20 protein-coding genes are annotated in these 23144 nt (G+C 31.2%); 17 read left to right on the top strand and 3 right to left on the bottom strand.

What is annotated here, in order from left to right; all coding sequences use genetic code 11:
* Window positions 1–16 precede the first annotated feature (16 nt).
* Window positions 17–1087, bottom strand: a complete 1071-nt coding sequence (locus KQI38_RS02190) for a uroporphyrinogen decarboxylase family protein (protein WP_216555006.1) — start codon at window positions 1085–1087, stop codon at window positions 17–19.
* Between the two features lie 332 nt (window positions 1088–1419).
* On the opposite strand from KQI38_RS02190, the gene tsaE reads away from it, so the two are divergent.
* From tsaE to tsaD, 4 genes are read left to right on the top strand one after another with little or no spacing between them, the layout of a single operon-like run.
* Window positions 1420–1878, top strand: a complete 459-nt coding sequence (tsaE, locus tag KQI38_RS02195; protein ID WP_216555014.1) for a tRNA (adenosine(37)-N6)-threonylcarbamoyltransferase complex ATPase subunit type 1 TsaE — start codon at window positions 1420–1422, stop codon at window positions 1876–1878.
* Between the two features lie 11 nt (window positions 1879–1889).
* Entirely contained in the window at window positions 1890–2576 is a 687-nt protein-coding gene (gene tsaB / locus KQI38_RS02200) for a tRNA (adenosine(37)-N6)-threonylcarbamoyltransferase complex dimerization subunit type 1 TsaB (protein WP_246565520.1), read from the top strand.
* A 1-nt stretch (window position 2577) separates the two neighbouring features.
* Window positions 2578–3021, top strand: a complete 444-nt coding sequence (gene rimI / locus KQI38_RS02205) for a ribosomal protein S18-alanine N-acetyltransferase (RefSeq protein WP_216555022.1) — start codon at window positions 2578–2580, stop codon at window positions 3019–3021.
* Window positions 3022–3040: 19 nt separating this feature from the next.
* Window positions 3041–4045, top strand: a complete 1005-nt coding sequence (gene tsaD, locus KQI38_RS02210; RefSeq protein ID WP_216555024.1) for a tRNA (adenosine(37)-N6)-threonylcarbamoyltransferase complex transferase subunit TsaD — start codon at window positions 3041–3043, stop codon at window positions 4043–4045.
* Window positions 4046–4209: 164 nt separating this feature from the next.
* On the opposite strand, the gene KQI38_RS02215 is transcribed toward tsaD, so the two are convergent.
* Window positions 4210–6120 (bottom strand): ABC-F family ATP-binding cassette domain-containing protein, encoded by a 1911-nt coding sequence (locus tag KQI38_RS02215; RefSeq protein ID WP_216555029.1) that lies wholly within the window; start codon window positions 6118–6120, stop codon window positions 4210–4212.
* A 277-nt stretch (window positions 6121–6397) separates the two neighbouring features.
* Here KQI38_RS02215 and KQI38_RS22220 point away from each other — a divergent pair, with 277 nt between their 5' ends.
* Window positions 6398–6685 carry a CC/Se motif family (seleno)protein gene (locus KQI38_RS22220; RefSeq protein WP_264175395.1) on the top strand — a complete coding sequence of 96 codons (288 nt, stop codon included), beginning with the start codon at window positions 6398–6400 and terminating at the stop codon, window positions 6683–6685.
* Window positions 6686–6724: 39 nt separating this feature from the next.
* On the opposite strand, the gene KQI38_RS02225 is transcribed toward KQI38_RS22220, so the two are convergent.
* Window positions 6725–6952, bottom strand: coding sequence for a hypothetical protein (locus KQI38_RS02225; protein WP_216555033.1), 228 nt, complete (start codon window positions 6950–6952; stop codon window positions 6725–6727).
* 135 nt (window positions 6953–7087) lie between these two features.
* Between KQI38_RS02225 and KQI38_RS02230 the strand changes: the two genes are divergently transcribed.
* From KQI38_RS02230 to KQI38_RS02285, 12 genes are all read left to right on the top strand, one after another.
* Window positions 7088–7726, top strand: a complete 639-nt coding sequence (locus KQI38_RS02230; protein WP_216555035.1) for a redox-sensing transcriptional repressor Rex — start codon at window positions 7088–7090, stop codon at window positions 7724–7726.
* Between the two features lie 219 nt (window positions 7727–7945).
* A complete protein-coding gene (locus KQI38_RS02235) occupies window positions 7946–9085 on the top strand; it encodes an acyl-CoA dehydrogenase (protein ID WP_216555043.1) in 1140 nt (379 codons plus the stop codon).
* A gap of 19 nt (window positions 9086–9104) precedes the next feature.
* Window positions 9105–9896, top strand: a complete 792-nt coding sequence (locus KQI38_RS02240) for an electron transfer flavoprotein subunit beta/FixA family protein (RefSeq protein WP_216555049.1) — start codon at window positions 9105–9107, stop codon at window positions 9894–9896.
* Window positions 9897–9926: 30 nt separating this feature from the next.
* Window positions 9927–11153 (top strand): electron transfer flavoprotein subunit alpha, encoded by a 1227-nt coding sequence (locus tag KQI38_RS02245; protein WP_216555051.1) that lies wholly within the window; start codon window positions 9927–9929, stop codon window positions 11151–11153.
* Between the two features lie 205 nt (window positions 11154–11358).
* On the top strand, window positions 11359–12627 hold the full coding sequence (locus KQI38_RS02250) for a Glu/Leu/Phe/Val family dehydrogenase (protein WP_094904280.1): 1269 nt from the start codon (window positions 11359–11361) through the stop codon (window positions 12625–12627).
* Window positions 12628–12741: 114 nt separating this feature from the next.
* Window positions 12742–16452 (top strand): efflux RND transporter permease subunit, encoded by a 3711-nt coding sequence (locus tag KQI38_RS02255; RefSeq protein ID WP_216555053.1) that lies wholly within the window; start codon window positions 12742–12744, stop codon window positions 16450–16452.
* Window positions 16453–17064 (top strand): TetR/AcrR family transcriptional regulator, encoded by a 612-nt coding sequence (locus KQI38_RS02260; protein ID WP_216555055.1) that lies wholly within the window; start codon window positions 16453–16455, stop codon window positions 17062–17064.
* An 81-nt stretch (window positions 17065–17145) separates the two neighbouring features.
* Window positions 17146–18036, top strand: a complete 891-nt coding sequence (locus KQI38_RS02265) for a DNA-3-methyladenine glycosylase family protein (RefSeq protein WP_216555057.1) — start codon at window positions 17146–17148, stop codon at window positions 18034–18036.
* A 127-nt stretch (window positions 18037–18163) separates the two neighbouring features.
* Window positions 18164–18901, top strand: coding sequence for an FG-GAP repeat protein (locus KQI38_RS02270; protein WP_216555060.1), 738 nt, complete (start codon window positions 18164–18166; stop codon window positions 18899–18901).
* 1 nt (window position 18902) lies between these two features.
* Window positions 18903–21089, top strand: coding sequence for a DUF3160 domain-containing protein (locus tag KQI38_RS02275; protein ID WP_216555062.1), 2187 nt, complete (start codon window positions 18903–18905; stop codon window positions 21087–21089).
* A gap of 117 nt (window positions 21090–21206) precedes the next feature.
* A complete protein-coding gene (locus KQI38_RS02280) occupies window positions 21207–21899 on the top strand; it encodes a response regulator transcription factor (protein WP_216555064.1) in 693 nt (230 codons plus the stop codon).
* An 8-nt stretch (window positions 21900–21907) separates the two neighbouring features.
* On the top strand, window positions 21908–22978 hold the full coding sequence (locus tag KQI38_RS02285; RefSeq protein WP_216555066.1) for a sensor histidine kinase: 1071 nt from the start codon (window positions 21908–21910) through the stop codon (window positions 22976–22978).
* Window positions 22979–23144: the final 166 nt, after the last annotated feature.

The following is a 23144-nucleotide window of genomic DNA, read 5'->3' on the forward strand; positions in this document are numbered from 1 at the left end:
TCCTCCTTGATTCTAATTAATCTTTCATTAGTAATTCTAAGTCTATTGGATATTTTCCATAGATACTGCCTGCTTCCATAAACATTTCAATATTTTCCATTGGAGTATGCATTGGAATTTGACAGCCTGTACTTAAAATATATCCTTTCTTGGAATCATAGCCTTTTCTAATACATTCTTTAACTGATTTGAAAATAGACTCCTTATTGCCTGCATAAATTACATCAACAGGTGGAACATTTCCTGTAATTATGACTCTATCTCCTATTATTTTTTTAGCTTCTTCTAAATCCTCTACATTATCTATACTGAAATTAGAAATGCCTGTGGATACCACATCTTGCCATATTTCTTTACTTGCTCCACATATATGTATACTTGGAGCACTACCCGTTTTTTCCTTTATTTTATCAACATTTTTTTGGAGAGCTGGTAAAGAAAACTCTCTAAACTGCTTTGGACTTATGAGACTGGTGGATGAAACTGGATCAGCAAAGCCAATGGATACACCTAATTTTGCCACCTCCTCTATATACCTATTGTTAGATTCTGCTACTATATCCATTAGAGTATGTACTTTTGCAGGATATTTGATCATCCATTTTAGCAGATTTTCTGTTCCTACTACAGAGGCAGCAACGCTAAAGGGTCCAGACATTGAAGCACCAACATCTACTTCATCTACAAGAGAATCTCTTGTTAGTTTTATAGCCTTAATTAAAATTGGCAGGATTCCATCCTTTAATGGATCAACAATTTTAAGGGACTCTATTTCATCTACAGACTTTATAGCTGGTTCTAATAAATAGGAAATATTGTGATCAGGATAAGCTACTTTGGAGCCCATGGCCTCAGCCACACCTCTGAGGCTTGTAGATATCCCTACACTATCATGACGAAGTCTTTTAAACAAAGCTATTTCCAGTTCTGCCATGAGCTCTGATGAATGATAATAATCACTTACCTTGACACCGATAAAAGGTGCCATAGTAGCTCCCATGTCTGGGACACAGATTATACGGTCGATTTCTTGACCCTTGGCAAAGGCATTCATTCTTTCTCTTGGAGTCATTTCTTCTTTTCTCACTTAAATCACCCTTCTAATATAAAATAATCATTGGGAATTAATTCACAAATATAATCCATAAATCATTATATATTTAATTGAAACACTATTACAATCAAACTATTTTATAATGAAACTATCATTATAAATATTTCTAATATAAGAACTAAAAATATTTTAAAATGCTGAAAAAATAGATTCAAAGTATTATTGAAATTTAATCTTAATTATACAGCTTAAAGTATTATCACTCTTGGTATAACAAATGTGTTATAAATAACCATGGGGTATGTATTATGAATTGAATTGTGTTATAATATAATATTAGCAATACAAATGAAAGGTTGATATTCTTGGAAATAAGATTAAAGGGATTGGAAGAAACAAAGGAGTTTGGGATTAAATTAGGTAATATACTAAAAAGTGGAGATATTGTTTGTCTAAATGGAGATTTGGGTGCAGGTAAGACTACTTTAACCAAATCAATAGGGCTAGGTCTTGGAGTTACTGACTATATAACTAGTCCGACTTTTACCTTAATTAACCAATATAATGGGAGACTTGCAGTTTATCATTTTGATGTATATAGATTGGAAAATGTAGATGAACTCTATGATCTAGGATTTGATGAATATTTCTATGGAAAAGGAGTTTGTATTATAGAATGGGCAGAAAAAATAGAAAAATTATTGCCTAAAGAAAGAATAGTATTAGATATAGAAAAGGGTAAAGATATAGATGAAAGGGTAATAAAAATAACAGGACATGGTAATAGATATATAGATATACTTAAGGAGTTGGAGAGGAATTGAAAATATTAGCTTTGGATACATCAACTATGATGGCAACATGTGCTGTACTAGATGAAAGTAGGGTACTAGGGGAGTATTCATTAAATCAAGAAGAAACTCATTCAGAAAAACTAGTGCCTATGGTTAAAGAAATATTAGATAGTCTAAATTTAAATGTTAGCGATATTGATCTTTATGGAGTCGCTATAGGTCCCGGTTCATTTACTGGACTTAGAATTGGAGTAGCAACTATAAAGGCCTTTGCTCATCTATTTAAAAAGCCTGTAGTAGGTATATCTACCTTAGAAGCTTTAGCCTTTAATCTGCCTTATGGGAAAACAATTGTGCCAATGATAGATGCAAGAAGGGACAGGGTTTATACAGGTATATATACATGGGAAGATGGTAAAATTAAGATAGTAATGGAACCTGATGTATTAGATATATACCATCTATTAGATATTCTTAATAAGTCATATGATAAAGTACTAGTAAATGGAGATGGATCCATATTACATAAGGAAAAAATTTGGGAAGGATTAAAAGGAAAAGTAGAATTTTCAACTATTGGTCAGAATTTCTGTAGAGCTACTAGTATTGGAGAGCTAGCCCTTATAAAGTATAATGAAGGATTTGTAGATGATTATTATACTTTGGTACCAGAATATTTAAGAGAGTCTCAGGCTCAAAGGGAATTGAGAGAAAAGGAGCAAGGATAACATGGATATTATTATCCGTAAAATGGAGGAAGAAGATTTAGATAGAATTATGGAAATCGAAAAGGATGCCTTTACCACTCCCTGGCCTAAGGAGTCCTTCTTATTAGAGATTACAAAAAATCAGTTAGCTAGGTATATAGTAGCTGAAATAGACGATGTAGTGGCAGGATATGGTGGTATATGGATGATATTAGACGAGGGACATATAACTAATATTGCAGTAGAGAGTAAATATAGAAAAATGGGTGTAGGTAAAGCTATAGTAGAAGGACTTATTTATCTATGTAGTAAAGAGAGAATTAGTGCAATGACTTTAGAAGTAAGAGAATCTAATATAGTTGCCCAAAATTTATATAAGAAATATGATTTTGTTGAATCGGGAATTAGACCAAATTATTATGCAGATGATAATGAAGATGCAATAATTATGTGGAAAAAATTATAGAATTAAGAGGTGTTAGATTATGTTAACATTAGCCGTAGAGACTTCCTGTGATGAGACCTCTTGTGCTGTGATTAAAAATGGCAGAGAAGTTTTATCTAATATAATATCTTCTCAAATAGATATACACCGAAAATTCGGTGGCGTAGTACCAGAAATAGCATCAAGAAAACATATTGAAAGTATAAATCCAATAATACAAGAAGCGTTGGACAAAGCAAATGTTGGTTTTAATGATATAGATTTAATAGGGGTAACTCAAGGACCAGGTTTAGTGGGAGCTTTGCTAATAGGAATATCAGTTGCTAAATCATTGGCTTATGGATTAGATATACCTATTATTGGAGTAAACCATATTGAAGGACATGTATGTGCAAATTATATTGAGCATAAAGACTTAGAACCTCCTTTTACTTGTTTAATAGTCTCTGGTGGGCATACCTATTTAGTACAAGCAAATAGTTATACTAACTATGAATTAATAGGTCGAACAAGAGATGATGCAGCAGGAGAAGCATTTGATAAGGTAGCTAGAGCGTTAGGACTTCCTTATCCAGGTGGGCCAATTATAGATAAACTATCCACAACTGGAAACAAAGAAGCCATAGATTTTCCAAGGGTATTATTAGAGCCAAAATCCTATGATTTTAGCTTTAGTGGACTCAAGACAGCAGTATTAAATTATTTGAATCAAAAGGAACAAAAAGGTGAGGAAATTATAATAGAAGATGTAGCCGCATCTTTTCAACAAGCTGTATTAGATGTGCTTGTGGATAAGTCCTTTAGATTAGCTAGAGAAAGAAATTCAAATAAAATTATATTAGCTGGTGGAGTAGCTGCAAATCAAGGCTTAAGATCCATGATGGAAGAAAGGGGGAAGAAGGAAAAGATAGAAATATTCTACCCATCTAGGATATTATGCACAGATAATGCTGCAATGATTGGTGCAGCTGCCTATTTTAATTATAAAGAAGGAAAAGAATCAGATCTTTATCTAAATGTCATACCAAATCTAGACTTAATCTGATATCTTTTAACAAATTATTCCACAAATTGTCCACATATAAAAAATCAATTTATTATAAATTTATGTGGGCAATGTGGATAAACTGAGGAAAACCTTAAAATATAGGCCTTGTATTGTGGATAAGGTTGTGGGTATTGTGTATAATATGTGAATTATATGTGGAATTACGCTTCAGTTAATGAAATCCATTCATCATATAGATCATCTAGTTGAAGCTGAATTTTCTCTCTTTTCTTTGTCAATTCAACAATTTTTTCAGGTATCTCATATATTAAAGGGTCACAAAGAAGGTTGTCTAATTCTTCTAGTTTACATTCTTCTTCAGCTATTCTTTTTTCTACATCAGATATTTCTTTTCTTTTAGCTCTTTCCTCTTTTTCTAATTCCTTTTCTCTTCTTTTTTCTAGTTTTATTTGAGTTTTTGTTTTACCATCATCTTCATCCTCTACGTATAGTAATTCATTTTTCTTTTCTAGATAATAATTATAATTTCCTAAATATTCTTTAATTCCTTCGCTGGTTAAATCCAAGATCTTATCTGTTACCCTATTTAGAAAGTATCTGTCATGTGATATTACAAATAATGTGCCATCATAATCAAGTATAGCCTCTTCCAGCACTTCCTTAGAATCAATATCTAAATGGTTTGTAGGCTCATCCATTAGAAGAAAGTTTGCATTAGATAGCATTAGCTTTAATAAGGAAAGTCTACCTTTTTCTCCACCACTAAGATCAGAGATTTCCTTAAATATATCATCTCCTATAAACATAAATTGACTAAGAATTGTCCTTATTTGATAGTGGTCAAAGGTTGGGTTCTCATCCCATATTTCATCTATGATGGTTTTATCTAGATTTAGACTTTTCATTTCTTGATCAAAATAACCACTAACAACATGATGACCAATATTTATATTTCCATTATCTTTAGGAATTTGTCCCAAAATTATTTTAAATAAAGTAGTTTTTCCTATACCATTTGCACCAATAAGACCAACCTTTTCTCCTCTATAGATATTAAAATTTATATCTTTTAATAACTTAAACTCACCAAAGGACTTCTCTAAGGATTCAACTCTGAGTACATCTCTGCCAGATTTAATACGAGGCTCGAATCTTATTCTAGTCTTCTTTTGGTCAGTAGGTTTAGTCATTATTTTCATTTTATCTAATATTTTTTGTCTACTTTGAGCTTGTTTTATATATCTAGAACCTCCGTAGTTCATAAATCTACTGATGATTTCTTCCTGTCTCTTTATTTCTTTTTGTTGATCCTCAAAATGTTTCTTATATATTTCTAATTCTTTTTTTCTTCTTGTCATAAAATTAGTATAATTAGTATTGTAAATATTTAATTTTAAGTTTTCTATATGAAATATTCTATTTACAACATTATCTAAGAAATACCTATCATGGGATATTATTAAAGCTGCTCCTTTATAATCCTTTAAAAACCTTTCTAACCAATCTATAGCCTCTATATCTAAATGGTTAGTAGGTTCATCTAATAGTAGAATATCTGGTTTTTCGAGTAGTAATTTAGCCAAAGATAAACGAGATTTTTGTCCCCCACTAAGGACATTAACTTCTTTTTCCATGTCCTCCTCGTTAAAACCTAAGCCTTTAAGAATTCCTTTGATTTCTGATTTATATCCATAACCATTTAAGGATAAAAACTTTTCTGACATATGTGCATATTCATCCATTAATATATTTAGTCTTTCTGTTGTACCATTTGCACTTTCTGAAGATATTTCATGCTCAAGAGTTCTTAAATTTTCTTCCATTTTTATTAGAGGAAGGAAGACTTCCATACATTCATCAAAAACAGTCTTATTGCTTTCTATTTTCGTATGTTGCTTTAAATATCCAATTTTTATATCCTTTTGAATATATATATATCCACTATCTTGTTGTATTTCACCACTTAAAATATTGAAAAGAGTAGTTTTGCCTGAACCATTTAGTCCAATTACTCCGATTTTATCTCCATCTTCTACAGTGAAACTAAGGCTATCCAAAATAGTATCTATCACATAAGTTTTAGTTATATTGCTACATGAAAGGACTAACATTTTATTTCCTCCTAAATATTATTCTCCTACTAATGAATAGGAAAGTTCTACTCTAATGTTCTAGTATTAAGAACTTGACTAGATTGAGTTTTAAGCAGATTGCCGAAATCTTTGATTTCGTGCAGGTTGCTTATTCAGTGGACAAAAAGGGCTTCCTTAATATGATCTGTTAGAAGTCCTTTTAATATTGTACCAAAAAAAATGATCCTTTTCCATTGTCTTCGATACCCCTATATGGTAAAATAAAATAAATTTATCTGATAGTAAAGGAGAAATAATGGATATATATATTGATGAGAAAGCCAAGGAATATATAGAGACTGAGTCTGAAGATAAATCTGTACAGGTTACGGTTATGAAAGTGGGAGGAGGATGATGCGGGGCTTATCAACCATCAGTGAAGATGGGAAAACCTTATAATGAAAGTTCTTTTAATATGTATAAAATAGAAGATATAAATGTATATGTTTCACCTAGTATTAGAGTGCGTAATAACAAATTAAAGATTAGTTTCAGTAAGTTTTTTTGGATAAAATCTTTAAATGTAGATGGTATAATTTTATAATAAAATAGAGAAAATACTCCTACAAAAGTGAGGAGTATTCTAGGATTTTAGATTTAATTCCATTGCCATTGAAGATAAAATTGGATCAATTAAATTTAAATCGCATTTGCCTTCTTTGGTATAATGGATACAATTGAGGCAGTTTTCGTATTTGTCTTCATAAGCACGTGCAGAGGATGTGAGGGTACTTGATGCAAGATTATTTCTCGAGGGGTCGTATTCATTACAATATAGAGCTATTTTTCTAAGTTGTTCTTTGCTTGCCATTCAAATCACTCCCTTCAATAGTTATTGTGTCAAAAAAGTAATTAAATATTCAAAAAACATTATATGAGTAAATTGACATATTAATATCAGAATGTTATAATAGTCTGTAAAATATTATTAGGTGGTGATTATAGAATGGACAGAGACAACAAGGTTTCCATAACGGTTATAAGGAGATTGCCAAAATATTATAGATATTTGGGAGATTTGTTAAATAAAGGAATCAATAGGATTTCATCGCAAGAATTAAGTAAGATGACTGGCTTTACAGCTTCTCAAATAAGGCAGGATTTAAATAATTTCGGTGGATTTGGACAACAAGGCTATGGATATAATGTAGAAGAATTACATAGTCAATTAGGAAAGATACTTGGATTAGAGACTATATATAGAGCTGTAGTAGCAGGTGCAGGAAACCTAGGTCAAGCCATAGCAAATTATAAAGGTTTTGAGGATGCTGGATTTAAGGTGTTATCACTGTTTGATAAAAATCCAAAAGTCATAGGACTAAAAATTAGAGATATCGAAATAAGAGATGTAGATACAATGGTTGATTTTATCAAAGAGAACAATGTAGATATAGGAATTGTTACTTCTCCAAGAGATAGTGCTCAAGAATTAGCAGATACCTTTATTAAAGCAGGTGTAAAGGGAATATGGAATTTTGCTCCAATAGACTTAAATGTGCCTGAAGATATGATTGTTGAAAATGTACGTTTAAATGAGAGCTTATTTACACTTTCTTATTTCTTGAGAGAGAAGTATAACAAATAGAATTAAGATGTTAATATAATGACAACAATTATAAAGAAATGTTAATAAAATAGGAAAAAGGTCTAAAAAAAGGTCTAATTAATCAAATTATTTGATTAATTAGACTTTTTGTATTAAAAATTAAAGATAAATATTTAACAATATTAGTGGAAATAAAAAATTAAATAGATTATAATGAAATTATAAGGATAGCCAATATATTAGGGAGGGAAATAATATATGAATTTCAATTTAACTAAAGAGCAACAAATGGTAAGAAATGTAATGAAGGAATTCACTGAAAAAGAAGTGAAGCCTATTGCTGCTGAGATTGATGAAACGGAAAGATTTCCGAGGGAAACTGTTGAAAAAATGGCAAAGTATAATATGTTAGGTATACCTTTTCCAGTTGAGTACGGTGGGTCAGGTGGAGACGAATTAGCATATGCCATAGCGGTGGAAGAATTGTCAAAGGCTTGTGCTACTACAGGAGTTATATTATCAGCCCATACATCTTTAGGATGTTGGCCGATATATAAATATGGAACAGAAGAACAAAAACAAAAATATTTAGTTCCTTTAGCAAAGGGAGAACATTTAGGAGCTTTTGGTTTAACGGAGCCGAATGCTGGTACAGATGCAGCTGGACAACAAACTACAGCAATACTTGATGGAGATCATTATATATTAAATGGTACAAAGATATTCATTACAAATGGAGGACAGGCAGATACATATATAATATTTGCTATGACTGACAAAAGTAAGGGAACTAGAGGAATATCTGCATTTATAGTAGAGAAAGATTATCCAGGATTTAGTATCGGAAAAATAGAAGAAAAAATGGGTATTAGAGCCTCAGCTACTGCAGAATTAATATTCCAAAATTGTAGAGTTCCAAAGGAAAATTTATTAGGTAAAGAGGGAGAAGGTTTTAAAATTGCAATGGGTACCCTTGATGGTGGTAGAATCGGAATAGCTGCTCAGGCTCTTGGTATAGCAGCAGGTGCATTAGATGAAACCGTAAAATATCTAAAGGAGAGACAACAATTTGGTAGACCAATAGCTAAATTCCAAGGTCTTCAATGGATGGTAGCAGATTTAGCTACAGAGATTGAAGCAGCAAGACTTCTTGTTTATAGAGCAGCATATAATAAGGCTAATAATCTTCCATATAATAAGGAAGCAGCTATGGCTAAATTATTTGCAGCAGAATGTGCTATGAATGTGACTACTAAATGTGTTCAACTATTTGGTGGATATGGATATACAAAGGATTATCCTATGGAAAGAATGATGAGAGATGCGAAGATTACTGAAATATATGAAGGTACATCTCAAGTTCAACAAATGGTTATAGCAGCTCAAGTATTAAAATAATTTGTTAAGGAGGAAGAAAATGAATATTATAGTATGTTTAAAACAAGTACCAGATACTAATGAAGTTAAAATAGATCCAGTTCGTGGAACTCTTATTCGTGAAGGAGTACCAAGTATTATAAATCCAGATGATAGAAATGCTTTAGAAGAAGCTTTAAGACTTAAGGATGAACATAAGGATGTTAAAATAACAGTATTAAGTATGGGACCTCCTCAAGCAGATGTTGCACTTAGGGAAGCATTAGCCATGGGAGCAGATGAAGCAGTATTGCTAAGTGATAGAGCTTTTGCTGGGTCTGATACTTGGGCTACATCCACAGCTTTGGCAGCAGGAATTAAAAAGATTGAAGATTATAGCATTATTTTCTGTGGTAGACAAGCAATAGATGGAGATACTGCACAAGTTGGGCCTCAAATTGCCGAGCATTTAAATTTACCTCAAATAACTTATGTTGAAGAATTAAAGATTGAAGATAATAAAGTTATAGCTAAGAGAGCATTAGAAGACGGACATTTTGTAATAGAATCAAATATGCCTGTACTCCTAACAGCTATAAAGGAATTAAATGAGCCAAGATATCCTTCTATTAAAGGTATATATGATGCTCATAGAGATAATAAGGTAAAGATTTGGTCAGCTAAAGATGTAGATGCTGATTTCAGTAATCTTGGTTTAGATGGTTCCCCTACTCAAGTAAACAAATCTTTTACACCGCCAGGAAGATCTGGTGTAGGTGAGGTATTACAAGGAAATCCTAAAGAATCAGTTAGAGAGCTAATAGTTAAATTGAGAGAAAAACATCTTATTTAATATAATCATTAGATAAAGGAGGAAATTTAAATGGCTGTAAAAGTTATAGAATTGAAATGTATTGGCTGTGGAAAATGTGTCAGAGTATGTCCCTTCGAAGCTATAAATATGATAGATAAAAAGGCTAAAATAAACGATAAATGTACGGCTTGTGGTCAATGCGTAGAAGCATGTCCAGTAGATGCAATAGAAAAGGAAGAGAAAAAATTTAGAGCTGGCGGAGTAGATGTAAGTTTATATAGAGGTGTTTGGGTATTTGCAGAACAAAGAGATGGAAATCTATTAAATGTGGCTATAGAGTTAGTTGGAGAAGGGCGAAAAATAGCTGATGCTCTAGAAGTACCGCTTACTGCAGTTTTACTTGGAAATAATATAGATGGTTTAGCTGAAAAACTTGTTAAATATGGTGCGGATGAAGTTTTATATGCTAATCATGATCTATTAAATGTATATACAACTGATGGCTATACTAAAGTAATTTATGATTTAATCAAGGAAAGAAAGCCTGAAATTATGTTAATTGGTGCTACAAATATCGGTAGAGATTTAGGACCTAGAATATCTGCAAGAGTACACACAGGTCTTACTGCTGACTGTACAAAATTAGACGTAGATTTAGAAAATAGAAGACTTATGCAAACACGTCCAGCATTTGGTGGTAATCTAATGGCAACAATCATATGTCCAGATCACAGACCACAAATGTCTACAGTTAGACCAGGAGTTATGGAAAAGGCAAAATATGATGAAAATAGAAAAGGCAATATAGTTAAGTTTACTCCAGACTTAAAAGATGAAGATATAAGAGCTAAAGTTACGGAAGTAGTTAAAGGTGGAAAAGCAGAAGTACAATTAGAAGAATCCAAGATAATAGTATCTGGAGGTAGAGGACTTGGAAATCCAGAAGGATTTAAACTAATTGAAGATTTAGCTAAAAAGCTTGGTGGAGTAGTAGGTGCTTCCCGTGCTACAGTTGATGCTGGCTGGATAGAGCATAGTCATCAAGTAGGACAAACAGGAAAAACAGTTAGACCTTCACTTTATGTTGCCTGCGGTATTTCAGGAGCTATTCAGCATTTAGCTGGTATGCAAGAATCTAAGGTAATAGTAGCTATAAACAAAGATGCAGATGCTCCTATATTTAAAGTTGCTGACTATGGTATAGTTGGTGATGTTTATGAAGTTTTACCAGAGCTTATAGAAGCATTAGATAATGTTGATGATATAATGGAAGCTTTTAAGGCAATGAACAAATAACAATTAAAAAAGATAATTAACGATTAAGAGAGAACAAAGAACAATTAAAAGATTAATGGCTTTAATGTTTTTTAATTGTTAATCGTTAATTAAACTAATATTCTGAAAGGTTTACAAAAAAATTTGCTTGTGTTATAATTTCAATGAAATGATATACGACTAAAAATAAAGTTTCGCTATTAAAATTATAGGGAGGTTTTGTACAATGTCAAAAGAAAGTTTAAATCCATTAGAAAGTGCCCAGTTACAAGTTAAGCATGCTTGTGATGCATTAGGACTAGAACCAGCAGTTTATGAATTACTTAAAGAACCACAAAGAATTATAGAAGTTTCAATTCCAGTTAAAATGGATGATGGAACAGTAAAAGTATTTAAAGGCTATAGATCATCACATAATACAGCTATTGGACCTGCTAAAGGTGGAATTAGATTACATCCAGGAGTTAACCCAGATGAAGTTAAGGCTTTGTCAATTTGGATGACATTCAAATGTGGAGTTATGGGAGTTCCTTATGGTGGAGGAAAAGGTGGAATCACTGTTGACCCACTTACACTATCCCAAGGTGAATTAGAAAGACTATCCAGAGGATATATACAAGGACTTTATAAGTACTTAGGAGAAAAAATAGACGTTCCAGCTCCAGACGTAGGATCTAACGGACAAGTTATGGCTTGGATGGTAGATGAATATATTAAATTAAACAATGATAACATGGCTCTAGGCGTACTTACTGGTAAACCAGTTGCATGGGGTGGATCACAAGGAAGAAACGAAGCTACAGGATTTGGAGTTGCAGTTATAGCAAGAGAAGCAGCTAGAGAATTAGGTATGGATATGACTAAGATAACTGTTGCTATCCAAGGTTTCGGAAACGTGGGTAGATATACAGTTAAAAACGTACAACGCCAAGGTGCAAAAATTGTAGCTATAGCTGAATGGGCACCATCAGTTGGAACTTATGCATTATATAATGAAGATGGATTAGATTTCTATGATATGGAAGCTTATTTCAATGAGCATAGAAATTTAGTTGATTATCCAAAGGCAAAAATGATTTCCTTAGATGAGTTCTGGACACTTGATGTAGATATGCTAATTCCAGCAGCTTTAGAAAATGCTATTACAGAAGACGTTGCTAAAGTTGTAAAAGCTAAATTGATTTGTGAAGCAGCAAACGGGCCTGTTACACCAGGTGCAGATATTATACTAAAAGAAAGAGGAATTCCAGTTACTCCAGATATTTTAACAAATGCTGGTGGAGTTACAGTTTCTTACTTTGAATGGGTACAAAACCTACAAGGATATTATTGGTCAGAAAAAGAAGTAGAAGAAAAACAAGAAGTTGAAATGGTTAAAGCATTTAATGAAATATGGAAGCTTAAAAATGAGTATAATGTTACAATAAGAGAAGCAGCTTACATGATTTCAGTTAAGAAAGTTGCTGAAGTAATGAAATTAAGAGGATGGTATTAATATAAAAAAGACTGGCTTAGGCCAGTTTTTTTATTGACAAATTTTCCATAATTATCTATACTATAATAGTGACCGACCAGTCGGTCACTATTATTATATATTGGGAGGGCTAGTATGTTATCTAAATTTAGTGTAAGAAAACCTTATACAGTAGTTGTAGCTGTAATCTTAGTATTGATATTGGGAGCTGTATCTTTTATTAATTTACAGACAGATTTACTTCCTAGTATAGATCTACCATATCTAGTGGTTATAACTTCATATCCTGGAGCAAGTCCAGAAGAAGTAGAGATGGTAGTTACAAAACCTATAGAGCAAGTAGTTGCTACTACTAGCAATATAAAAAATATTAGTTCAGTATCGCAGGAAAATTCATCAATAGTTATATTAGAGTTTAACAATGATGCTAATATGGATTCATCCATAATAGAGATCAATGGAAGTCTTGATTTAATTAAAGGAGCATGGAATGATTCTGTTGGTTCACCTATGATTATAAGGTTAAATCCAGATATGCTGCCAATAATGGTTTCATCTGTAAATGTAGAAGGTATGGATGTAGCTGAGATTTCTGATTTTGTAAGTCAAAAAATAATGCCTGAATTGGAAAGCATAAATGGAGTTGCATCTGTTTCGGGAGTGGGACTTGTTGAAGAAAATATTGAAGTATTTATTAATCCAGATAAAATAGAAAACCTAAATAAGAAAATATTAGATAAGGTGGATTCCAAACTCTCTCAAGCGGGAGATCAGTTAGAAAGTGCTAAAAAAGAAATTAAGGACGGAAAGGCTAAGTTAGCTTATGAAGAAAAAAATCAAAATGAAAAACTTATAGAAGGAGAAAAAGTAATAGCTGGGGCTAAGGAACAAATAATTCAAGGAGAAACCAGTATCAATGCTGGATTGGAAGAATTAAATAAAAATAAAGATAGTCTTGAAAATATATTAAAAGAAATGAATGAAAAAGAGGAAGAATTAAAGTCCATAGAATTTTCATTACTAGCCATTAGCAGAGAATTGACTCAAGAAGAAAAGATTCAGCTAGAAACAGTTAAACAAGGTATAAAAGAAATATCACAAAAGAAAGTAGAAACAAATGCTGCATTATCATCAATAGAGTCTAAAATAAAAGAAGTCGAAAAAGAAAAGGCTAATCTTGAAGAAAAGAAAAAAGAGTTGAATATACAAGAAGAACAAATAATCAAAGGCAAAGCTACATTAGCAACTGAAATGAATAAAGCAAGGTCCCAGATTATTAATGGAGAAGAAGCTTTAAATCAAAAAATAGATGAGTTTGAAAAGGCTCGAGAAGAAGCCTTCAAACAAGCATCTTTAGAAGGTGTAATCTCTACAAAGATGATTTCTGGGATACTGGCAGCACAAAATTTTTCAATGCCAGCGGGTTATATTTCTGAAGAGGGTACTGATCATTTAGTTAAAGTTGGAGATAAGATAAAAGATATAAATGAGATTAAAGGGTTACTTCTATTTGATACAGGAGAAGATGGAATAGGTAAGATTAATCTTGAAGATGTAGCAGATATAAGCTATATAGATAATTCAGAGGATATATATGCAAAGGTAAATGGAAATAATGCAGTAATCTTAACTTTTCAAAAACAAAGTAATTTTTCTACAGCAGAGGTATCGGACAATATAAGAGAAAAGATGAAAAAATTATCATCTGAAAATATTGGGTTAGATTTTACTACCTTAATGGATCAAGGAGTTTATATTGATATAGTTGTAGATTCAGTATTAGAGAATTTAATCTATGGTGGAATATTGGCTATATTGATACTCATCATATTCTTAAGAGATATAAAGCCTACATTTATAATAGCAGTATCTATACCCATAAGTATAGTATTTGCGATTGCAATGATGTATTTTACAGGGGTTACAATAAATATTATATCTTTAGCAGGGCTAGCTCTGGGAGTAGGTATGCTCGTAGACAATTCAATAGTTGTAATTGAAAACATATATAGATTAAGAAATGAAGGTGAAACTTCCATAAAAGCTGCTATAGAGGGAGCAAAAGAAGTCGCAGGAGCTATTTTTGCATCTACTCTTACTACAGTTTGTGTATTTTTACCAATAGTATTTACTAAAGGAATATCCAGACAGTTATTTACTGATATGGGTTTAACTATAGCTTACTCTTTATTTGCTAGCCTTATAGTGGCATTAACTTTAGTACCTACTATGGCGTCCACTATGTTGAAAAATACGAAGGAAAAGGAACACAAACAATTTGATAAGTTTATTGATGTATATGAAAAAATGCTAAGGTGGTCTTTAAAATATAAAACTGTCGTGATGATAGTGGTAGTAGGGTTGCTTGGGCTTAGCGGAATTCTTGCATTATCTATGGGTACATCCTTTATTCCAGAAATGGAAACCCCACAAATGTCCTTAGCACTTGAAATGCCGAAGGAAAGCACATATGAGGATACAATTGCTATGTCAGATATAGTAATAGACAGAATTATAGGTATAGAAGGAATAGAAGCCATAGGAGCATTTCAAAACCAAAGTATAGGTGGATTGTCATTGGGAAGTAATAAGGGAAATTCAATGTCCATGTATCTAATCCTTGATGAAAATAAAAAAATAAGCAATAAGGAAATAGAAGGACAAATAAGAAGACTAACAGAAGACTTAGACTGTGATATATCAGTGAATATATCTAATATGGATATGACCGTATTAGGAGGCTCTGGTATAGAAGTTTTAGTAAAGGGGAGAGAATTAGATACCTTACGAGATATTGCACTTGATATATCAAAAATACTTGAAGAAACTGAAGGAACTGTGGATATTTCAACTGGATTAGAAGAAAATACAACTGAAACGAGAATCACTATAGATAAAGAAAAGGCTATGGAAAATGGTCTAACAGTGGCTCAAGTATTTGGAGAAGTTAGTTCTATAATATCAAAAGGAAAATCTGCCACTACTTTATCTGTGGCAAATAAGGATTATCCAGTAATAGTAGTAGATGGAGAGAGTCAATCTATTGCAAGAAATGAATTGGAAGATTTAACAATTAAGTTTAATAAAAATGGTGAAGAAGCTGAAATAAGAATTGGAGACATTGCTAAAATCACGGAAGAGAGAGGTACTTCATCTATAAGCAGAAAATCTCAGGAAAGGTATATATCTATAAAAGCTAGCATTGAGGATGGATATAATATAGGACTTGTCAGCCGTGATTTTGAAAGCAAATTAAATAATTATAAGATACCAGAGGGATATACTATTGAATTATCAGGGGAAAATAAGATGATAAAGGATTCCTTTAAGGATTTAATTAATATGTTATTATTAGCAATTGCCTTTATCTATTTAATAATGGTAGCAGAATTTCAATCATTGCTATCACCATTTATAGTAATGTTCACAATACCTCTTGCATTTACAGGAGGACTATTAGCTTTAGCAATCACTGGATATGAAATTAGCTTAATTTCGATGCTTGGTTTCTTAGTTTTATCTGGTGTAGTAGTAAATAATGGGATAGTATTCGTAGATTATACTAATCAATTAAGGGAAAAAGGTATTGATAAAAGGGAAGCTCTGATATTAACAGGAAGAACTCGTATGAGGCCAATACTCATGACTGCTATAACTACTATACTTGGGTTATTTACATTATCCATAGGAGTAGGCGCAGGTGCAGAGATGCTTCAACCTTTGGCAATTGTAGCAATTGGAGGATTAGCCTATGCGACAATACTTACTCTTTTAGTAGTCCCAGTAATGTATGATTTACTTCATAAAGATAAAGTACGTAAGCTTTCAGCAGGAGGTGATAAGTAGATGATGAAGGATGTTGAATATTCGGAGAAAGAAATAGCCATATTTGAAGGATTAATTAATTTAATTAAAGAGGGAGCTAATCCTTACTCCATTAAAGTATCTGATATAGCCATAGCATCTAATGTAGGAAAAGGAACGATTTATGATTATTTTGATTCAAAGGAAGAGGCTATATCTAGGGCTATAATCTATAATATAATTCATGAGGCAAAAAATGCATTCGAGAGAATAAATTCTAAGGATAATTTTAAAGATAAGTTTTATGAAATATTAAAAATTCTAGTAGATAATATGGAAAGCAATTTTTGTACGTTAAATATGCTATTATCTGTTGGTGGAATTCAAGAATTCTATGAATATATTAGGGATGAAAATTATGATTTATCTAGATTTATAATTATAATCAATGATGAAATTAATAGGTTATTAGAATTAGGTTTTAAGGAAGGAATAATTAATACCACTGAATCTAAATACTATCAAATAACAGCAGTAAAAGGATCAATATCAGGATTTGTTCATTATATTAGTAGAAAAGATATATATAAAGATACTAGTGTAGAAGAGGCAATGAATGAATCATATAAATTATTAATAAAATCATTAAACTAAAAAACTGGCATATGCCAGTTTTTTAGTTATAAAATGGGGTAAACTATAATAGAACTAATAATAAATTTTAAGGAGAATAATATGAAATATACTATAATAGAAGAAAAAGATAAAATCATTTTAAAGGATATAAAAAATTTTAACCCTAAACATATATTTGAATGTGGGCAAGCCTTTAGATGGTATGTAGAAGAGGATAAATCATATACAACGATAGCCTATGGTAAGGTAATAAATGTAAAGAAAGAGAATAATGATATTATACTGTCCAATACAAATTTGCAGGACTTTAATAATATCTGGTATCATTATTTTGATTTAGGAAGAGATTATGATGAGATAAAGAAAGAATTATCTAAAGACCCAATATTAGCCGAGGCAATTGAATTCGGAGAGGGAATTAGGATACTTAATCAAGAACCCTTTGAAATGGTGATATCCTTTATAACTTCCGCAAACAATCAAATACCTAGGATAAAAAAGTCTATAGAATTAATGTCTAAACATTATGGGGAAAAAATAAAAACAGATGAAAATTTCTCAGGTTTGGAATATTATAGTTTTCCTACATCAGAAGGCTTATCAAAAGCTAGACCAGAGGATTTAAAAGAAGTCTGTAAAGTAGGGTTTAGAGGAGAGAGGATTGTAGAGACGGCAAATATTATAGCCAAAGGAGAATTGGATTTAAATTCAATTTATAATTTAACTAGAGATGAAGGAAAAGAACTTCTAATGACGTTGCCAGGAGTCGGACCAAAGGTATCTGATTGTATATTATTATTTGCTTTTAACAAGGATGATGCTTTTCCAGTAGATGTATGGGTTAAAAGAGTAATGGAGCATTTCTATTTGAAGGAAGATACAAATGTAAAATTAATAGGTTCTCATGGGGCTAGGATATTTGGCAGACTTGCAGGATTTGCACAACAATATTTGTTTTACTATGCGAGAGAATTAGGTATAGGAAAATAGAATTGTAAATAATATGTAACTTTTTTCAAATAAAAGGTTGATATACTAAAATTAAATAGAGTAGATGTCTGGGATAATCCGTTATATAAGATAAATAGTCCCTGATACATTGAAGGAGAGGCATGTTATGAAATATTCTAAGGTTTTAATAGGAATTATATTAATATTTCTTATGAGCCTCTTATTTTTGTTTTTTGTAAAGGAGCAGAGGAACTCTATTTTGCTATGGAAAGATCAACATATACCTATAAAGATAAAAGAAAATGTTAAAGAATATGCCCTAGGAAATATCAATGGAGATAATAAAGATTATTTAGTAGTATTGACAGGAGCAAGATGGAAAAAGTTTGGTAAAGAAGTAGTTATTTTTTCATTAGAAGAAATGGAAGAAATATATAGGCGAGACTTTTCAGAATTTAAACCTTGGAAAATAGCTATAGGAGATATAGATGGGGATGGAAAAGATGAGATATCTATAGGAGTATATAAGAAATCTCCTCTTCATCAAGTAATGGCCAAAAGACCATTTATATATTCCTTTGAAGATAGAAAATTAGAACCAAAATGGAGAGGATCAAGATTATCCAGACCTTTTATTGATTATACTTTTTTCGATATAGATGGAGATGGAATAGATGAAATATTATCTATTGAAATCCTAGAAAATGATAGAAAAGTTATTAACACATATAAATGGAAAGGTTTTGGATTTGAGGGATATTTAGAAACTAAGGACAATGAAGATATTACTAGGTTAATAGTGAAAGAAAATAAAGTATATATTGATATTAAAGAAGGAAAAGAGAAATACTTAGGGATGATAAAATTACAAAATAATAATTTAATAATAGAAAGGGTGGACTAGAGTGAAAAGAAAATCATTATACTCAATCATTTCTTTGATATTGGTTTTATCTATTATTATGACTGGATGTATTGGAAAGGAAGTAAATAAAATAGAAAAAGAAGACCTTGCCAATGTACCAGATTTTAACGAAAATAAAGAAGAAACCAATATCGAAGTAAATCAGGGGTTAGTCAATATAGGAGTTCCTTATGAGCCTATAGAATTTGAGGTAAAAGTGGAGCCCTATAAGGTAGAGGCTGATTTATCTAATATTGAAAATTTAAAGATATTTGGTGAATTTTCTGAAGAACAGCTAGAGCTTTTGGTGAAAAATAATTTTGTGGTAAATCCTACGAAAAAAGAGCAATTATTTTATATCTACGAAGATAACGAATATAAAGATATTCCTTCTTTTATTACTACTGATTCTATTTTGCAAGTATATCATATATTTTATGACTATACTTTAAGGACATTAGAAAATGATAAACTAATAGCCCTAATAAAGGGAATGACAGAAAAAAGTTTAGTTGATGTTATTGATTTATATGGCAAACTGAAAGATGGAGAAGTAAAGGATGCCCAACTAAAAAACATAGCATATTTTTCTGTTGCACAATTGCTATTGGGAAATCAGCTTCCAGAGAATATGCCAAAGGAGTCTAAAGAAATAGCCTTGGAGGAATTGGAAAAGATCAATACTCACTCTGGATTTGAGAAATCCAGCTTGTTTCCATATGATTTAGATTATAGTCAGTTCACAGTAAGAGGACATTATACTAGATCTGAAGATTTTGAAAGATATTTTAAAGCTATGACGTGGTATGGTCAGGCACCATTTCCATTATATTTTAGTGATGGAGAAAGAAATATAGAGCAAACTCTTCAAGCTCTATTGATAACTTATAGTTTATATTCAGATAAAGAAAACTATAATAAATGGGAGAATATATATGAACCAACAAATTTCTTTGTAGGAAACTCTGATGATTTAAATATTTACCAATATGGAGAGTTATTATTTAAAATATATGGAAAAAATCCTGATTTAAATAAACTTAATAATGAGAAAAAATTAGATGAATTTTATAAAGAAGCAGATAAACTTCCAGAACCAAAAATAAAGCCGAAATATACTTCAGTAACTACTCCCGCAGGCAAACAGTTCAGATTTATGGGGCAAAGGTACGTCCTTGATGCTGAAATAATTCAAGAATTAGTGAAACCAATAGAAAGACCAATACCATCAGGACTTGATGTAATGGGAGTTCTAGGTTCTGAAAGAGCAAAGGAAATTCAATTATCTAAAGAAGAAAACCAAGGATGGCAAGCTTATCCAAAAGAATTCGATAGACTAAGAGATAAGTTTGAGAGATTATCAGACAAACAATGGATGGGAAATATGTATCAAGGATGGCTCTGGACATTAAAGGGATTTTTAGAACCTTTTGGAGAAGGTTATCCATCTTTTATGACTAATGAAGCTTGGGTAGAGAAGGATTTAAATACAGCCCTTGGCTCTTGGTCAGAACTGAAACATGATACTATTCTTTATGGAAAGCAATCAGGTGCAGAAATGGGTGGCGCAGGATTTAAAGAAGTGGTAGGATATGTAGAGCCAAATATAGAGGTATATGAAAAATTATTATGGTTGACTAAATTCTCAAGAAAAAATTTATCGGCTAGGGGTCTAGATATAGAAGGAATAGATATGAAGATGGAAGAATTTGAAAAACTTCTAGATTTTTTAATAAGCTGTTCAATAAAAGAGCTTAAGAATGAAGCATTAACCATTGAAGAATATGAATATATCCAAGTTTATGGGGGTGTACTAGAGCGTTTAACAGCTTCTTTTGCAGGAGATTATTTGCGTTGGTTTGAAATAACCTCTGAAACAGATAAAAATATGGCAGTAATAGCAGATTTCCATACAATAGCACCAAATTCTTATAGCCAAGGAGGCTATATGGAGGCAGGAGTTGGACCTGCATATGAAATATATGTAGTGGTGCCTATAGAAGGAAAATTATATCTTACAAGAGGTGCTGTATTTAGTTATCATGAATTTATATCAGATATGAGATTAACAGATGAAAAATGGCAGGAAATGATAAAGGAAGATAAACAACCGAATATGCCAAAATGGACAAATTCTTTCGTAAGGGGAGGAAAGGGAGAGATACCTTATCCTGAGGATTATGAATAATTAATGATAAAAAATGGGATTCTTAAAAGAATTCCATTTTTTTATGTGGAAAAATTATCTTGAATAGGATATCCTAAATATATAATTATAAAGGTTTTCAGATTAAGAGGTGGAAAAATGTATAAGATTTTTGTTATAGAAGATGATGAAAAGATTTTAAATCTTATTAAAGACAGATTAGAGAGATATAATTATATAGTGACAACAGTGGAAGATTACTCTAACATAAAGGGAGAATTTATAAGAGAAAATCCTCATATAGTCCTTTTGGATATAAATTTACCTAATTATGATGGTTTCTTTTGGTGTAGAGAGCTGAGAAGTATATCTAAAGTTCCTATAATATTTATTTCAGCCAGATTTTCAGATATGGATCAAGTAATGGCTATAGAAAATGGTGGGGATGATTATATAACAAAACCTTTTTCCTTTGATTTGTTGCTGGCAAAACTAAAAGGGGCAATAAGAAGAACCTATGGTGAATATGCAGAAAGTAGCTCTAAGGATATATATGAAGTGGACGGAGTATATTTATATAAGAGCCAAAGTATAGTTGAATGGGAAGGAAAAAAGGTAGAGTTAAGTAAAAAAGAATTTGGACTCTTATATATTCTTATGTCTAATATAAATGAAATAGTGTCCCGGGAAATACTTTTAGAAGAATTATGGGATGATATTGAGTTTGTAGATGATAACACTTTATCAGTAAATATTGCTAGGTTAAGAAAACGCTTAGAGGATATAGGAATATATGATGCCATTCAGACTAAAAGAGGTCAAGGCTATTCAATGATAAAAACTTGGGATTAGGTGATAAAATGAAATTTAGAGATTATTTGAAAGACAGACTATTATATATCATTATATATTTAATTAGCACCTCTCTAGTTATAACTATAATGATGTTGGACTTAATAATTAGAAAAGAAAGGCTTCATACATCAAATATAATCTATGCATTTATTTTATCAACTATATTTCTAATAGTTTTTTTATCTATAGATTATATGAAAAAAAGGAAGTTTTATAATTTAATTAATAATAGATCAGATGAGAATATTGATTTAACTTATATATTTAATATTCCAGACAACATAAGCAGAGAATATGATTTTTTCAAAGAAGCATTAATTAGCAATTATCTTAAATATATAGATACATTAGAAAAATATAAAAAGTCTTTTGAAACTCAAAATTATTTTAATAATAGGTGGATTCATCAAATGAAAACTCCGGTATCAGTTATTAAACTTATTCTGGAGGATGAAAATCAAGGAAATTTGGATGAAAAGACTAAGAAGAACTATGAAAGTATTGAGGAAGAAATAGAGAAACTATCCCATGGATTAGAGATGGCTTTATACACATTAAGGGTTAGTAATTTTGAATTAGATTTTAAGGTGGAAGATGTTAGTTTGCTTGAAACCATTAGAAATATTATAAATGAGAATAAAAATGCTTTTATAGTGAATTCTATTTATCCTAAGATAAATTCTGAAGAAGATATAATAATTAAAAGTGATAAGAAATGGATTAAATTTGTAATCAGTCAAATAATATCTAATAGTATCAAATATTCAAAGGTTAAAGATAGCAGTAACAAGACTATAGATATAGAATTTTACAATAAAGATAATAAAACTATACTTTTAATTGAAGATAAGGGAGTAGGCATACCAAAACAGGATTTAGATAGAATATTTGATCCGTTCTTTACTGGAAAAAATGGTAGGAAATACTTAGAATCCACAGGCATGGGACTATATCTTGTGAAGGATGTATGTGATAAACTAGGTCATGGTATATATATAGAATCTATTGAGGGAGAAGGTACAAAATCAAGTATTATTTTTTATCATGGAAAAAGTATTTATGACCTAACCCAGTGAATGAACGAAGGTCCTAACGGACACCACTGAAATATATCCTACGGAGTAAACAGAGGTTGTGAGTAAATAGATTTGTGTTGCGAAACTGCGGAAAACAACCTAATCTAACAATATTGTAAGATAATATCTCCATTTGAAAGGGAAATCGATAGAAAGATTTCCCTTG

This window comes from Tissierella carlieri (assembly GCF_018917285.1).
GTDB lineage: Bacteria > Bacillota > Clostridia > Tissierellales > Tissierellaceae > Tissierella > Tissierella carlieri.